We start from the raw sequence: 12807 nt of genomic DNA, 5'->3' as shown, positions 1-12807 counted from the left end.
CGCAAAGGAGCACATCATGGCACGACCTGTCACTCTGTTCACCGGCCAGTGGGGCGACATGCCCTTCGAGGAGGTCTGTCGCCGCGCGGGCGAGTGGGGCTACGACGGCCTCGAGATCGCCTGCGGCGGCGACCACCTCGACCCCTCCCGCTGGGACGACGACGCGTACATCGCCGACCGGAAGGCGATCCTCGAGGAGAACGGCCTGAAGGTCTGGGCGATCTCGAACCACCTCACCGGCCAGGCCGTCTGCGACGACCCCATCGACTTCCGGCACCGCGACATCCTCACCGCCGAGGTGTGGGGCGACGGCGACCCCGAAGGCGTGCGGGGCCGCGCGGCAGAGGAGCTGAAGAACACGGCCCGCCTCGCGGCGAAGCTCGGCGTGAAGACCGTCACCGGGTTCACGGGGTCGTCGATCTGGAAGTACGTCGCGATGTTCCCGCCCGTCGGCGAGGACGTCATCGAGGCGGGGTATCAGGACTTCGCCGACCGGTGGAGCCCGATCATCGACGTGTTCGAGGAGAACGGCGTCCGCTTCGCGCTCGAGGTGCATCCGTCGGAGATCGCGTACGACTACTGGACCGCGAAGCGCACCCTGGAGGCGATCGGCGACCGCCCCGGATTCGGGCTCAACTTCGACCCGTCGCACTTCATGTGGCAGCAGCTGAACCCGGTTCCCTTCGTGCTCGACTTCGCCGAGAAGATCTACCACGTGCACGTGAAGGAGTCGGTGACGGCCCTCGACGGGCGCAACGGCGTGCTCGGGTCGCACCTGCCGTGGGCGGACCCGCGCCGCGGATGGACGTTCGTGTCGACGGGCCACGGCGAGGTTCCGTGGGAGCCGCTGTTCCGCGCGCTGAACGCGATCGGCTACGACGGCCCCACGAGCGTCGAATGGGAGGATGCGGGCATGGACCGCCTCCAGGGCGCGGCCGAGGCGATCGGCTTCGTCCGGAAGCTGAACGCGATCACGCCGCCCCAGGCGGCGTTCGACTCCGCCTTCAGCAACCGCTGACCCGCCCCGCCGCCCTCCCGAGCACCGGGTGCTCGGGAGGGCGGCGCCGCGCGGTGCGGGTAGGGTTGTCCGGTGCCAGAGACTGTGAGACGTTCCCCCGGAATGTTCGCCGCGTTCATCGGCATCGGGCTCGTCTCGGGCTTCATGTCCGGGCTGTTCGGCGTGGGCGGCGGCATCATGATCGTTCCGCTGCTGGTGATGCTGGCGGCGTTCGGCCAGAAGCTGGCGAGCGGGACGTCCGGCGCGTCGATCATCGTGACCGCCTCCGTCGGTGTCATCGCGTACGCGATCGAGGGCGACGTCGACTGGCTCGCCGCCCTCCTGCTCGCCGCCGGCGGCATCGTCGGAGCACCGTTCGGTGCGCACTTCCTGCGCGTCCTGCGCGAACGGATCGTTCGCTGGATCTTCATCGGCTTCCTCGTCGCCGTGATGGTCAGCCTGGTCTTCGTCGTGCCCGAGCGCGGCGTTGGCATCGACATGGGCTTCTGGGTCGGCGCGTCGCTCGTCGGCCTCGGCCTCGTCACGGGCGTGCTCGCCGGCCTGATCGGCGTCGGAGGCGGCGTGATCGTGGTCCCTGTGCTCATCGTCGTCTACGGGACGAGCGACCTCGTGGCCAAGGGCACGTCGCTCATGATGATGATCCCGACCACGATCGTGGCCGCAGCCCGCAACCTCCGCAACGGGAACGTCGACCTCCTCGCCGCGATGTGCCTCGCGCTGGCGACGGTCGTGACGACGCCCCTCGGAGCCCTGGTCGCCGCGGCGCTCGATCCCGCCGTCGCGAACTGGTTCTTCATCGCGTTCCTCGCCGTCATCACGGTGCAGATGGTCGTCATCGCCGTCCGGGGGCGGCGCTGAGGCGCCGGCCCGGCTCACCCGCACCGCCGTTCCCGCGGAGCGGAGCCCTCGTCCGCGCGATGTGAGAGCGATCAGGGCGGGCCGATAGACTCGGGTCGTGGCTGTGAACCCCGATCTGACGGAGCGCGTCTTCGCGCCGACGGCGCCCTACCTGGTGGGGCGGGAGAAGGTGCGCGAGTTCGCTCGCGCCGTGCACGCGGAGGCCGCTGTGCACCACGACGTCGAGGCCGCGCGCGCCGCCGGCTACGCCGATGTCGTCGCCCCGCCGACCTTCGCCATGGTGATCCAGGACCTCACGCTCCAGCAGCTGCTGGGCGACGAGAGCGCCGGGATCGTGCTCGAACGGACGGTGCACGCCGAGCAGAAGTTCCGCAGCTCGCGCCCCATCGTCGCCGGCGACGAGCTCACCGCAACCCTCAGCGTCACCGGCGTCCGCTCGGTCGGCGGCAACGCGATGGTGACGAGCGACGCCGAGATCGTCGACGCCGCGGGGGAGCACGTCGTCACCGCCACATCCGTTCTTCTCGTGGGGGCAGCAGGATGAGCTTCGAGGTCGGTCAGGTCGTCGCCGAGCGCACCGTGCGCCTCACGCGCGAGTCGCTCGTGCGGTACGCGGGGGCATCCGGGGACTTCAATCCCATCCACTACCGCGACGACGTCGCCGAGCGCGTGGGGCTCCCGGGGGTCCTCGCCCACGGCATGCTCACGATGGGCATCGGCGCGTCGGTGATCGCGGACGCCGTCGGCGACCCCGCCCGCATCCTCGACTACGGCGTGCGCTTCACGAAGCCCGTCGTCGTCGACCCGGATGCCGGTGCCGAGGTGCGCTACGAGGCGAAGGTCGGCAAGGTCGAAGACGGCGTCGCGCGCATCGACCTCACGGTGATCTTCAACGACGTGAAGGTGCTCGCCAAGGCGCAGGCGACCGTCGCGGAGGTCGCACAGGCGTGACCGAGCCGATCCCGCTCGCGCGGCTGACGACCCTGCAGGTCGGCGCGGCGCCCGCCCGTATGGTGGGCGCGCGCACGCGAGACGAGGCCGTCGCGGCGCTCCTGGACGTCTGGGCCACGGGCGACGAGTGGTTCGTGCTCGGCGGCGGTTCGAACCTGCTCGCGGGGGACGAGCCGTTCGACGGCACCGTCATCCGGATGCTCATGACCGGCTTCGAACTCGTCGACGGCGCGGCCCAGGGGCACCAGCGCGTGCGGATCGAGGCCGGCCAGAACTGGGACGAGTTCGTCGCGTGGGCCGTGCGCGACGGTCTCGCCGGGGTGGAGGCCATGAGCGGGATCCCCGGCACGGCGGGTGCCGCCCCGATCCAGAACGTCGGCGCATACGGCCAGGAGATCGACCAGACGCTCGTCGAGGTCGAGCTGATCGACGAGGCGACCGGCGAGGTCGCCACCGTCTCGGCGGGCGAGCTGGGCCTCGGGCCCCGCACGAGCGACCTGAAGCGCCACTACGGCTCCGAGCCGCGTCGCAGCGCCGTGATCCTCTCGATCACGCTCGAGCTCGCTCGCGTCGGCGTCGGCGGCTTCCCGCTCACCGACGCCCGCATCGCCAAGGCGATCGGCGTCCAGGCCGGGGCGGAGGTCACGCTCGCCGGTGTGCGCGAGTCGGTGCTCGCCATCCGGGCCTCGAAGGGCATGGTGCTGGACCCGGCCGACGACGACACCCGCAGCGCAGGTTCGTTCTTCAACAACCCGATCCTGTCGGAGAGCGCGGCGCGCGCGCTGCCCGCCGGCTGCCCGCGCTGGCCGATGGAGCCGGAGATCGAACCCGTGCGCGTGATCCCGCTCGAGGCCTTCGACGGCTACGTGCCGCCGGCGCCCGTGACGGATGCCCGCGTCAAGGTGAGCGCGGCCTGGTTAATCGAGAACGCGGGGCTCCACAAGGGCTTCCGGCTCGGCCGCTCGCGCGCGTCGCTGTCGACCAAGCACACGCTCGCCCTCACGAACCGCGGGGGAGCGGACGCGTGGGAGGTCGCCCAGCTCGCCCGCTTCGTGCGGACCCGCGTGCACGCCGAATTCGGCATCGAACTGCAGCCAGAACCAGTCTTCGTCGGCGTCGACCTGTAGGGCGCACGGAGCCTGCCCCCACATCCGTGCGCGCAGCCCGCTCAGGTGTGCCCTTGTGCGGGTGCGGGGCCGCCCGCCGTCAGCCGAAGAGCTTCTGGAGGCGCTGGATGCCCTCGAGCAGCTGGTCGTCGCCGAGCGCGTAACTCAGGCGCAGGTAGCCGCTCGGGCCGAACGCCTCGCCGGGGACGACCGCGACCTCGGCCTCGTCGAGGATGTAGTCGGCCAGCTGGAGCGTCGTGTCGATGCGGCGGCCGCCCCACTCGCGGCCCAGCAGGCCCGTGACGTCGGGATACACGTAGAAGGCGCCGTGCGGCGTCGGAACGCTGACGCCGTCGATCTTCGACAGCTCGGCGACCATCAGCCGGCGGCGGCGGTCGAAGGCGAGGCGCATCTGCTCCGCTTCGTCCTGAGGCCCGCTGATCGCCGCGATCGCCGCGCGTTGGGCGATGTTGTTCACGTTGCTCGTCAGGTGCGACTGGAGGTTGGCGACGACCTTCGCGGCGTCGGCGGGAGCGACCAGCCAGCCCACGCGCCATCCGGTCATCGCGTAGGTCTTCGCGACGCCGTTGACGAGGATGGTCTGGCCGGCGACATCCGGAACGGCCTCGACGATCGAGACGGCGCGGACGCCCTCGTAGGTGAGGTTCTGGTAGATCTCGTCGGTGATGACCCAGATGCCGTGCTCGAGGGCCCACTCGCCGATCGCGCGGGTCTCCTCCTCCGAGTAGACGGCGCCCGTCGGGTTCGACGGCGACACGAAGACCAGTACGGCCGTCTTCTCGGTGCGGGCGGCCTCGAGCTGCTCGACCGTGACCTTGTAGCCCTGGTCGGAGCCGGCGAACACCTCGACGGGCGTGCCGTCGGCGAGGGCGATCGCCTCGGGGTACGTCGTCCAGTACGGCGCGGGCAGGAGCACCTCGTCGCCCGGGTTCACGACGGCCTGGAACGCCTGGTAGACGGCCTGCTTGCCGCCGTTCGTGACGATGACCTGGCTCGGTGCGACCTCGAGCCCCGAGTCGCGCCGCGTCTTCTCGGCGATCGCCTCGCGCAGCGCGGGCAGGCCCGCCGCGGGGGAGTAGCGGAAGTTGGCGGGGTCGCGCAGGGCCTCAGCGGCGGCGTCGACGACGAACTGCGGCGTCGCGAAGTCGGGCTCGCCCGCGGCGTACGAGATCACGGGGCGACCCTCCGCCTTCAGTGCCTTCGCCTTGGAGTCGACCTTGAGGGTCGCAGACTCGGCGATCGCGGACAGCTTGCGGGAGAGCGGGGCGCGTTCTGTCATGCTCACACACTACTGCGCGCGCCGTTCGCGGGCCATCGGCCGCGGCCGTTCCGCCGCGCGCGGGGCGCGCCCGGTTCGCGCCGCCCGTCGGGCATGACGTACACTTGCTGAGCAGTGCGCCACTGCGCTCCGGGGCACCCGTCAGAGGGTGTGTGTGAGAATGGTGGGGCACCCCGAGGGTCGCTAGGCCCTCTAGGGCGGTAGCTCAATTGGCAGAGCAGCGGTCTCCAAAACCGCAGGTTGCAGGTTCGATTCCTGTCCGCCCTGCGCGTCAGCGCCAGCTGACTCACGAAAGGTTACGAATGGTCAGGGACGCTTCCGGCGGCGATGTCGTCGCGGCGAACGGCAAGGCGGAGAAGAAGCCCAACTTCTTCCAGAGGATGATCCTCTTCTTCCGTCAGGTCATCGACGAGCTCCGCAAGGTCGTCACCCCGACCCGTTCCGAGCTCTTCAAGTTCACCGCCGTCGTGCTGGGCTTCGTGGTCGTGATGATGGCGATCGTCTTCGGACTGGACAGCCTGTTCACCTGGGTCACCACGTGGGTGTTCGGCATCCCGGGCTGATCTGCCTGACGCCCCGAGAGCGAAAGTGAGCTGACGTGACGACCCATAACCACCGCGACGACGTCGACCTGTCGACGGCCGCGGAGCAGTCCAGCGAGGACGACGAGGCGCAGGACGGCAACGTCCTGGCCGAGCAGGAGCTGGCGGCGCAGCCCCCCGAGACCGGTGCGATCCACATCGAGGGCGGCGAGCCCGCTGACGAAGACATCGACATCACCGACCCGGAGGCAGACGCGATCGTGAACGACGCCCTGAACATCGACGAGACCGCCGAAGTCGAGGCCGCTGCCGACGTCCTGAGCGACGACGAGGCCGAGAACGGCGCCGCGGCGGAGAACGAGGCGGAGGGCGGAGCGCCCGAGCCCGACGAGGACCCGTACGCCGAGTTCAAGGCGGAGCTGCGCGCCCTCGAGGGCAAGTGGTACGTGATCCACTCCTACGCCGGCTTCGAGCGCAAGGTGAAGGCCAACATCGAGCAGCGCAAGGCGACGCTCGAGGTCGAGGACGACATCTACCAGGTCGAGGTCCCGATGGAGGACGTCGTCGAGATCAAGAACGGCCAGCGCAAGATGGTCACCCGCGTTCGGGTGCCGAGCTACGTGCTCGTGCGCATGGAGCTGAACGAAGACACCTGGTCGGTCGTCCGCCACACGCCAGGCGTTACCGGCTTCGTGGGCAACGCTCACAACCCGACGCCGCTGCGCTTCGAAGAGGCGTTCAACATGCTCAAGCCGCTGGCCGAGCTGAAGGAGGCCGAGAAGGCCGCCTCCGGCGAGAAGTCGGGCGCCGGCGAGCAGAAGGCGGCACCGCGGGTCATCCCGGCCGAGGTGGACTTCGAGATCGGCGAGACGATCACCATCAAGGAGGGTTCGTTCGCGGGCCTTCCCGGTTCGATCAGCGAGATCAACACGGCGAGCGGCAAGCTCACCGTCCTCGTCTCGCTCTTCGAGCGCGAGACGCCGGTCGAGCTCGGCTTCGACCAGGTCACCAAGATGATCTGACATCTTCCAGACGACGAGAGCGGCCTCCCCGAACCGGGGAGGCCGCTTTCGTGTGTGGGCGCTCACTCGTGCTGGGCCGCCCAGTGCGGGCTCTGGATCAGCCCGAGCAGGTTGCCGAACGGGTCGCTGACGGAGGCAGACCACCAACCATCACCGCGCTGCGTCACCGGGTCGAATTCGCGGGCGCCGAGTCCGACGAGCCGATCGAACGCACTCCGGATGTCGTCGACGTGCAGGTGAACGAGGGCGCCGCCCGGTTGGGCGAGCGCGGGGCGGAAGCGTGCGTCCATGAGTGCGAACTCGTCCTCGTCGTCGCCGAAGCGCCACTCCGCGTACCGCGGCGTGCCGGTCTCGGGACGGGCGAAGTACGGAGGCGAGTCGAAGACGGTCGAGTACCAGGTGACGGCAGCGGCCATGTCCTCGGCGACGAAGTTCAGGTTGGCAAGACCACGGAACATGATGTCCTCCTCTTCTGTGTGGTTGTTCTCTATGCTCGTCCTTGAAGTGATCACCTTCTGATCACTTTTCCGAAGAGGTGAGAACATTCGTGCCGATCGACTGATTCAGGCGCTCCTGCTCCTCCAGGGGCGTCCGCAGATCACCGCGTCTGAGCTCGCAGCTGAGCTGGAGGTGTCGGTGCCGACCGCACGGCGCGATCTGGAGGCGCTGGCGATGTCCGGTGTGCCGATCTACCCGGCGCGGGGTCGCGGCGGTGGGTGGCGGCTGATCGGCGGGGCGCGCACCGACTTGACGGGCCTCACCCAGGGCGAGGTCACATCGCTGCTCATCGGCCTGACCCAGAGCCTGGGCGCTGAACCCGAGCGGGTGGCGGCCGTGCGCAAGCTCGTCAGGGCCATGCCGGCACCGTTCCGGGAAGGCGCTCAGCGCGTGGCCGCGGCGACAGTGCGCGACGTGCCGTGGGGTGAGGCCGAGCGGGAGTCGACATCGTCGACGGTGGCGGCGCTGCAGGCTGCCATCGCCGATGAGCTCCAGGTGCGCGCAACCTACGACGGCTCGGGCGGTGAGCGTGTGCTCGAACTGGTCCCGCTCGTTGTGGGCAGTCGGGGCGCGCGATGGTATCTGCTCGGCGCGCCGGTCGTTCCCGGCGGTGAATCGGCCGACCCGGATTGCGTGCGCACATACCGCGTCGACCGAATTCGGGAAGTGGAGCTGTTGCCGCAGCGAGGCATCGCTCCCGATGGATTCGACGGATCCGGGGAATGGGCGCGCATGGTGGAGCGCGTCGAAGGCATGCGGGGTCGCGTGCGTGCGATCCTGCGGGTCAAGCCATGGGCGGTGCGCGCGATGCTCGACAGATTCGGTGTCCAAGCCCGGATGATCGACTCCGTGATCGAGCCGGACGATCCGGTCGTCGAGGTGCGCGCTCATCGCGCGGACGCACTCGCCGAACAATTGGCGGCGTGGGCGAGCGTCGTCGAAGTCGTCGAGCCCGCCGAGGTGCGCTCCCACCTGCGGCAGATCGGCGAGCGCCTCGTGGAGCAGTACCGCGATGCGTAAGGCGTGCGGAAGCTGGGAACGTCGACGGTCGCTGTCCGGTAGACTCGTTCAGTTGGCGTGCGTTTCCGCGCGCCTGCGATCACCACGTCCATCCGGATGTGGGAGAGCGCGTGCACACGGCACGCGCTCGGTGAAAGGAAGAGGTAATGGCACCCAAGAAGAAGGTCTCGGGGCTCATCAAGCTCCAGATCCAGGCCGGCCAGGCCAACCCGGCGCCGCCGATCGGACCCGCCCTGGGTCAGCACGGCGTCAACATCATGGAGTTCTGCAAGGCGTACAACGCCGCGACTGAGCAGCAGCGCGGCAACGTCGTCCCCGTCGAGATCACCGTCTACGAGGACCGCAGCTTCACCTTCGTCCTGAAGACCCCGCCCGCGGCGGAGCTCATCAAGAAGGCTGCTGGCGTGAAGAGCGGCTCGGCCACTCCGCACACCGTCAAGGTCGGCAAGATCACCAAGGCTCAGGTCGAGGAGATCGCGAAGACCAAGCAGCCCGACCTGAACGCGAACGACATCGAGGCCGCCTCGAAGATCGTTGCCGGCACCGCCCGCTCCATGGGCATCACGGTCGAGGACTGAGGGGGATAACGATCATGGCAAAGTCCAAGGCTTACACCGCTGCCGCCGCGAAGATCGCGGACGGCAAGTTCTACACTCCGACCGAGGCCGTCGCCCTCGCGAAGGAGACCGGTTCGGCGAAGTTCGACTCGACCATCGAGGTCGCGCTGAAGCTCTCGGTCGACCCGCGCAAGGCCGACCAGATGGTGCGCGGCACCGTCATGTTGCCGCACGGCACCGGCAAGACCGCCAAGGTCATCGTCTTCGCGAACGGCGATGCGGCCGAGGCCGCCGCCGCCGCCGGCGCTGACGAGGTCGGCGGCGCCGAGCTCATCGCGAAGGTCGCCGACGGCTGGACCGACTTCGACGCGGCCGTCGCCGTGCCGGAGCTCATGGGCCAGGTCGGCCGTCTCGGCAAGGTGCTGGGCCCCCGCGGCCTGATGCCGAACCCGAAGACCGGCACCGTCACCCCGAACCCGGCCAAGGCCGTCGAGGAGATCAAGGGCGGCAAGATCGACTTCCGCGTCGACAAGCACGCCAACGTGCACTTCATCGTGGGCAAGGCGTCGTTCGGCGCCGAGCAGCTCGACGAGAACATCCAGGCCGCGCTCGACGAGATCGTGCGCCTGAAGCCGTCGAGCTCGAAGGGCCGCTACATCCAGAAGGGCACGGTGTCGACCACGTTCGGCCCCGGCATCCCGATGGACGTCAACGGCCTCGTCGCGTAACGCACATCGCCCAGAAGAACGCCCTCGCTCCGGTCGGAGCGGGGGCGTTCTTCGTCGTCTGCGCTGCCGACGCGCAGGGGAGAATCTCTGCTTGCCCTGTGCCGGAAGATCGGTACGCTGGGACCTATCGGGGCCGTCCGACCGGGGCGTTCTCGCCGGTCGACGCGGATCTTGGGGGAACAACATGGCCGAAGCAGGCACGAAGCGGCGCAAGGTGCTCGCGATCCTTGCGGGAGGCCTGGTCGTCGGGGTGGGGACGGCCGTCACGTTGGCCGCATGGAACGACTCCGAGTTCGCGACGGGCACGTTCGCCGCAGGAACGTTCAACCTCGAGGGCTCTCTCGACGACACGACCTATGCGGAGCACTCCGACGCGGCGTCGGCTCAGCAGCTCGACAGCGTCCAGTTCGTCGCCGACACGTCGAACATGGTGCCGGACGAGGTCGCCTACGACTCGTTCTTCGTACGCCTCGACGACGCCACCAGCATCGACGGCTCGCTCGCCCTCGCGGGCACCACGGCGACGGGAGACGCCGCGCAGTACGGATACGTCGTCGCCGCGATCGACCCGGCCGCGGTGTGCGACGCCACGACGATCGCTGCGGGAACAGTGCTCGGCGAGGGTGCCTCGCTCGACGCGAACACGGCGTCGGGCACCGTCACGCTCGCGCACGGTGACGGCGCCCCCGGTGCGAGCGTGCAATTGTGCTTCGCCGTGACCGCCGGTGCCGACCTGGAGCAGGGGGCGACGGCGACCACGACGTGGGAGTTCGAGGCCACGTCGGACGACGCGACCTGACATGGCGCGGCGGGAGCGCCGGGCGCGCCCGCGGGGCGTCGTGCTCCGGCGCGTGCGTGCGATCCTGGCGGGCGGCATCGTCCTCGGGGTCGGGGCGGCATCGACGCTGGCGGCCTGGACCGACCAAGAGCACGTGACGGCGACGATCGGCGCCGGCACTTTCGGGATCGTGGGATCGGCTGACGGCACCAGCTTCACCGAGCACGCCTCGTCCAGCACCGCCGCGGCGCTCGATTTCTCGGTCGCCGCGTCCAGGCTCGTACCGGGGCAGACGGTGTACGCGGGATTCTCGGTGCGTACGCTGTCGACCTCGGTGGCGGGTGTCGCGGGCCTCTCGGCCGACAGCGGCAACGGAGCAGGCCTCGGGACGCACCTCCGCTACGGCGCCCGAACTATCACCGGCGCGGTGTGCAACGCGACGACATTCGCCGCGGGCACCGAGGTGGTGCCGACGGGTTCCGCGATGACGGTGAGCTCCACGACGTCGCAACAGCTGGCGGCGTCGGCGGGGTCGACCGTCCGGTACTGCTTCGCTGTGACGCTGCCGGCGTCGGCCGGCAACGAAGCGCAGGGTCTGACGTCGACGCCGCGCTGGGTCGTCGCGGCGCAGGCCTCGTGAGCGAGAGGAAGGGTGCGGTGATCGATGCCAGCTCCACGCGACGGCTGGGCCCTGCGCGCGTGCTGGGCGAGGCATTGCTGTGGCTGGCCGCGGCCGCGGGCGTTCTGTTCGCGGCTCTCGCGGTTCTGGCGGTCACCATGGACATCACCCTGATGATGTTCCGCACCGGCTCGATGTCGCCCACCATCCCGGCCGGCTCCGTCGCCGTCGTGCAAGAGACGCCCGCGGGCGAGGTGACGGTCGGAGACGTCGTGACGGTGGACCGCGGCGAGGACGAGCTGCCGGTCACGCACCGGGTCACGAGCGTCGCGGACGGAGCGTCGCCGGACGAGCGCGTGATCACGATGCGCGGAGACGCGAACGATGCCGATGATCCCTTCCCCTACACCGTCACGACGGTGCGCGAGGTGTTGTTCTCGGTCCCGGGGGTCGCGCCCGTCATGGTCTGGTTAGGCCACCCGCTGGTCCTGGGCGGGCTGACGCTCGCGGCGGGCGTGCTCGTGGTCTGGTCGTTCTGGCCGCGCGCCCAGCGCGAGGCCGAGCCCGCATCCGACACGCCGGTCCACGTGCCTGCGTCGACGGCCCTGCCGCGGGCCAACCCGGTGGAGCGGTCGCGATGAGGGCCTCGCGCATCGCGGCAGTCGGGGCGGCGACGCTCATCGCCGTCTTCGCGCCGTCGTCGGCGTGGGGTGCGAGCGAGACGCGCGTCGTGGAAGGTGAGCACCTTCGGCTGGTCTCGACCCTCGATCGTGATGCCGCTGCCGATCTCGCGCCCGGGGAGAGCATCGACTGGCTCGTCGACATCGGCACGACGAGAGGCGAACGCGGCGAGATCACCGCCTCGTTGGAGGGCGTCGGCGAGCTCGCCGTCGATGTGGCTGTGCATCGGTGCGACGTCGCGTGGCGGGGTGGCGCGTGTGCGACCGGGGAGGACCGCCTCCGCCCGCTGTCGCCCGTCGCGCGGGATGGCTCGCGCCACGAACTGGCCCGCTCGGTCACGGGAGACACGGTGCACCTCCGCCTGGTGGTCGCTGCCCCCGACGCCCTGCGGCAGGGCGAGAAGACGGAGGTGCGGGTCGTCGCGGGGGGCTTCGGCGAGGAGGTCGACGTCGGCGGCCCGACGGGTGAACTTGCCGCCACAGGCGGCACAGGGCCCTGGCCGATCGTGTTCGGCGCGTTCGGTGCGCTCGCGGTCGGGGCCGTGCTCGTCGTCGCGCGGCGCACGCGGAGGGCCGAACGGTGACGCGGCGGCGGGGGCTGTGGGCCGCGGCGCTCGGGATCATGGTGCTCGTCGTCGGGCTGGGCTCCGTTGAGGGGCGGGCGACGGATGCGGCGTTCACCGACCCCGAGCATGCGGCGGCCGGCGGGCAGCTCGGAACCGTCGTGCTGCAGCCACCCGTGATCGTGTCGACGAGCTGCACGCGACCGACGCTGCTGACCCTCACCCGGCCGTTCCTCACGGTGCAGTGGCGCTGGTCGGAGTCAGGGATGCCCTACACAGGGTTCACCGGGGCGAACACCCGGTGGTCCATCGACGGCAGGCAGGCACAGGCGACCACAGTGGGGCCCGACGCGAGCGGTGTCTACACCACGACGTTCACAGGTACCCTCCTGCAGGCGCTCCTCGGCTCGATCACCGACCTGTTCGGCAGCAGCTTCGCCGTGGCGGGGCGCACCGTATGGACGCCGGGAGCGTCCGAGTGGCGGTCGGCCCAGGCGAAGTCGATCGGGGTGAACCTTCCCCTGCTGACGGGCATCTCCTGCCCGAATCCCGACGCGTGAGCGGAGG

General features: G+C 70.0%; 17 protein-coding genes and 1 tRNA gene. 16 read left to right on the top strand and 2 right to left on the bottom strand.

From position 1 onward, the window contains the following. The first annotated feature begins 16 nt into the window (after positions 1-16). The 5 genes from C0010_RS06380 to C0010_RS06360 all read left to right on the top strand — a co-directional run bounded on the left by C0010_RS06380 (position 17) and on the right by C0010_RS06360 (position 3954). Positions 17-1018 (top strand): sugar phosphate isomerase/epimerase family protein, encoded by a 1002-nt coding sequence (locus C0010_RS06380; protein ID WP_105566235.1) that lies wholly within the window; start codon positions 17-19, stop codon positions 1016-1018. A 72-nt stretch (positions 1019-1090) separates the two neighbouring features. Then, on the top strand, positions 1091-1876 hold the full coding sequence (locus C0010_RS06375) for a sulfite exporter TauE/SafE family protein (protein WP_232531771.1): 786 nt from the start codon (positions 1091-1093) through the stop codon (positions 1874-1876). A gap of 97 nt (positions 1877-1973) precedes the next feature. Further along, positions 1974-2420 (top strand): FAS1-like dehydratase domain-containing protein, encoded by a 447-nt coding sequence (locus C0010_RS06370; protein ID WP_105566233.1) that lies wholly within the window; start codon positions 1974-1976, stop codon positions 2418-2420. Beyond that, positions 2417-2827 carry a MaoC/PaaZ C-terminal domain-containing protein gene (locus C0010_RS06365; protein WP_105566232.1) on the top strand — a complete coding sequence of 137 codons (411 nt, stop codon included), beginning with the start codon at positions 2417-2419 and terminating at the stop codon, positions 2825-2827. Before C0010_RS06370 ends, C0010_RS06365 begins: the two co-directional genes overlap by 4 nt. Further along, positions 2824-3954 (top strand): UDP-N-acetylmuramate dehydrogenase, encoded by a 1131-nt coding sequence (locus C0010_RS06360; RefSeq protein ID WP_105566231.1) that lies wholly within the window; start codon positions 2824-2826, stop codon positions 3952-3954. The genes C0010_RS06365 and C0010_RS06360 overlap by 4 nt, the downstream gene beginning before the upstream one ends. 79 nt (positions 3955-4033) lie before the next feature. Here C0010_RS06360 and C0010_RS06355 read toward each other — a convergent pair whose 3' ends face one another. Then, on the bottom strand, positions 4034-5233 hold the full coding sequence (locus C0010_RS06355; protein WP_105566230.1) for a pyridoxal phosphate-dependent aminotransferase: 1200 nt from the start codon (positions 5231-5233) through the stop codon (positions 4034-4036). Between the two features lie 194 nt (positions 5234-5427). On the opposite strand from C0010_RS06355, the gene C0010_RS06350 reads away from it, so the two are divergent. The 3 genes from C0010_RS06350 (at position 5428) to nusG (ending at position 6797) form a co-directional block, all read left to right on the top strand. Continuing rightward, positions 5428-5500: transfer RNA gene (locus C0010_RS06350), tRNA-Trp, on the top strand. 35 nt (positions 5501-5535) lie between these two features. After that, a complete protein-coding gene (secE, locus tag C0010_RS06345) occupies positions 5536-5796 on the top strand; it encodes a preprotein translocase subunit SecE (RefSeq protein WP_105566229.1) in 261 nt (86 codons plus the stop codon). Positions 5797-5831: 35 nt separating this feature from the next. Next, positions 5832-6797: a transcription termination/antitermination protein NusG gene (gene nusG, locus C0010_RS06340; RefSeq protein WP_105566228.1), complete on the top strand. Its 966-nt coding sequence runs from the start codon at positions 5832-5834 to the stop codon at positions 6795-6797. Between the two features lie 62 nt (positions 6798-6859). Here the strand turns inward: nusG and C0010_RS06335 are convergent, their stop codons facing one another. Beyond that, positions 6860-7255: a VOC family protein gene (locus C0010_RS06335; protein ID WP_105566227.1), complete on the bottom strand. Its 396-nt coding sequence runs from the start codon at positions 7253-7255 to the stop codon at positions 6860-6862. An 85-nt stretch (positions 7256-7340) separates the two neighbouring features. Between C0010_RS06335 and C0010_RS06330 the strand changes: the two genes are divergently transcribed. The 8 genes from C0010_RS06330 to C0010_RS06295 all read left to right on the top strand — a co-directional run bounded on the left by C0010_RS06330 (position 7341) and on the right by C0010_RS06295 (position 12800). Then, positions 7341-8315, top strand: coding sequence for a helix-turn-helix transcriptional regulator (locus C0010_RS06330; protein WP_105566226.1), 975 nt, complete (start codon positions 7341-7343; stop codon positions 8313-8315). A gap of 146 nt (positions 8316-8461) precedes the next feature. After that, a complete protein-coding gene (gene rplK / locus C0010_RS06325; protein WP_105566225.1) occupies positions 8462-8893 on the top strand; it encodes a 50S ribosomal protein L11 in 432 nt (143 codons plus the stop codon). Positions 8894-8904: 11 nt separating this feature from the next. Further along, positions 8905-9600 (top strand): 50S ribosomal protein L1, encoded by a 696-nt coding sequence (rplA, locus tag C0010_RS06320; RefSeq protein WP_174150272.1) that lies wholly within the window; start codon positions 8905-8907, stop codon positions 9598-9600. A gap of 184 nt (positions 9601-9784) precedes the next feature. Continuing rightward, positions 9785-10399: a SipW-dependent-type signal peptide-containing protein gene (locus C0010_RS06315; RefSeq protein WP_105566223.1), complete on the top strand. Its 615-nt coding sequence runs from the start codon at positions 9785-9787 to the stop codon at positions 10397-10399. Position 10400: 1 nt separating this feature from the next. After that, positions 10401-11018 carry a SipW-dependent-type signal peptide-containing protein gene (locus tag C0010_RS06310; RefSeq protein ID WP_105566222.1) on the top strand — a complete coding sequence of 206 codons (618 nt, stop codon included), beginning with the start codon at positions 10401-10403 and terminating at the stop codon, positions 11016-11018. 17 nt (positions 11019-11035) lie between these two features. Further along, positions 11036-11638, top strand: a complete 603-nt coding sequence (locus C0010_RS14920; RefSeq protein ID WP_232531768.1) for a signal peptidase I — start codon at positions 11036-11038, stop codon at positions 11636-11638. Then, positions 11635-12261, top strand: a complete 627-nt coding sequence (locus C0010_RS06300; protein ID WP_105566221.1) for a hypothetical protein — start codon at positions 11635-11637, stop codon at positions 12259-12261. Before C0010_RS14920 ends, C0010_RS06300 begins: the two co-directional genes overlap by 4 nt. Continuing rightward, entirely contained in the window at positions 12258-12800 is a 543-nt protein-coding gene (locus tag C0010_RS06295; protein ID WP_105566220.1) for a hypothetical protein, read from the top strand. Before C0010_RS06300 ends, C0010_RS06295 begins: the two co-directional genes overlap by 4 nt. Positions 12801-12807: the final 7 nt, after the last annotated feature.

It is taken from the genome of Microbacterium halophytorum (assembly GCF_002970975.1).
GTDB classification, from domain to species: domain Bacteria; phylum Actinomycetota; class Actinomycetes; order Actinomycetales; family Microbacteriaceae; genus Microbacterium; species Microbacterium halophytorum.
Note: the sequence above shows the minus strand (reverse complement) of the source record. Positions and strands in the feature narration are given on the sequence as shown.

What these genes read in the sequence shown, in the direction of transcription:
- C0010_RS06380 (WP_105566235.1), top strand. Translation starts at nt 17, where the DNA reads ATGGCACGACCTGTCACTCTGTTCACCGGCCAGTGGGGCGACATGCCC.
- C0010_RS06355 (WP_105566230.1), bottom strand. Translation starts at nt 5,233, where the DNA reads ATGACAGAACGCGCCCCGCTCTCCCGCAAGCTGTCCGCGATCGCCGAG.
- C0010_RS06365 (WP_105566232.1), top strand. Translation starts at nt 2,417, where the DNA reads ATGAGCTTCGAGGTCGGTCAGGTCGTCGCCGAGCGCACCGTGCGCCTC.
- C0010_RS06315 (WP_105566223.1), top strand. Translation starts at nt 9,785, where the DNA reads ATGGCCGAAGCAGGCACGAAGCGGCGCAAGGTGCTCGCGATCCTTGCG.
- secE (WP_105566229.1), top strand. Translation starts at nt 5,536, where the DNA reads ATGGTCAGGGACGCTTCCGGCGGCGATGTCGTCGCGGCGAACGGCAAG.
- C0010_RS06335 (WP_105566227.1), bottom strand. Translation starts at nt 7,255, where the DNA reads ATGTTCCGTGGTCTTGCCAACCTGAACTTCGTCGCCGAGGACATGGCC.
- C0010_RS06310 (WP_105566222.1), top strand. Translation starts at nt 10,401, where the DNA reads ATGGCGCGGCGGGAGCGCCGGGCGCGCCCGCGGGGCGTCGTGCTCCGG.
- rplK (WP_105566225.1), top strand. Translation starts at nt 8,462, where the DNA reads ATGGCACCCAAGAAGAAGGTCTCGGGGCTCATCAAGCTCCAGATCCAG.
- C0010_RS06300 (WP_105566221.1), top strand. Translation starts at nt 11,635, where the DNA reads ATGAGGGCCTCGCGCATCGCGGCAGTCGGGGCGGCGACGCTCATCGCC.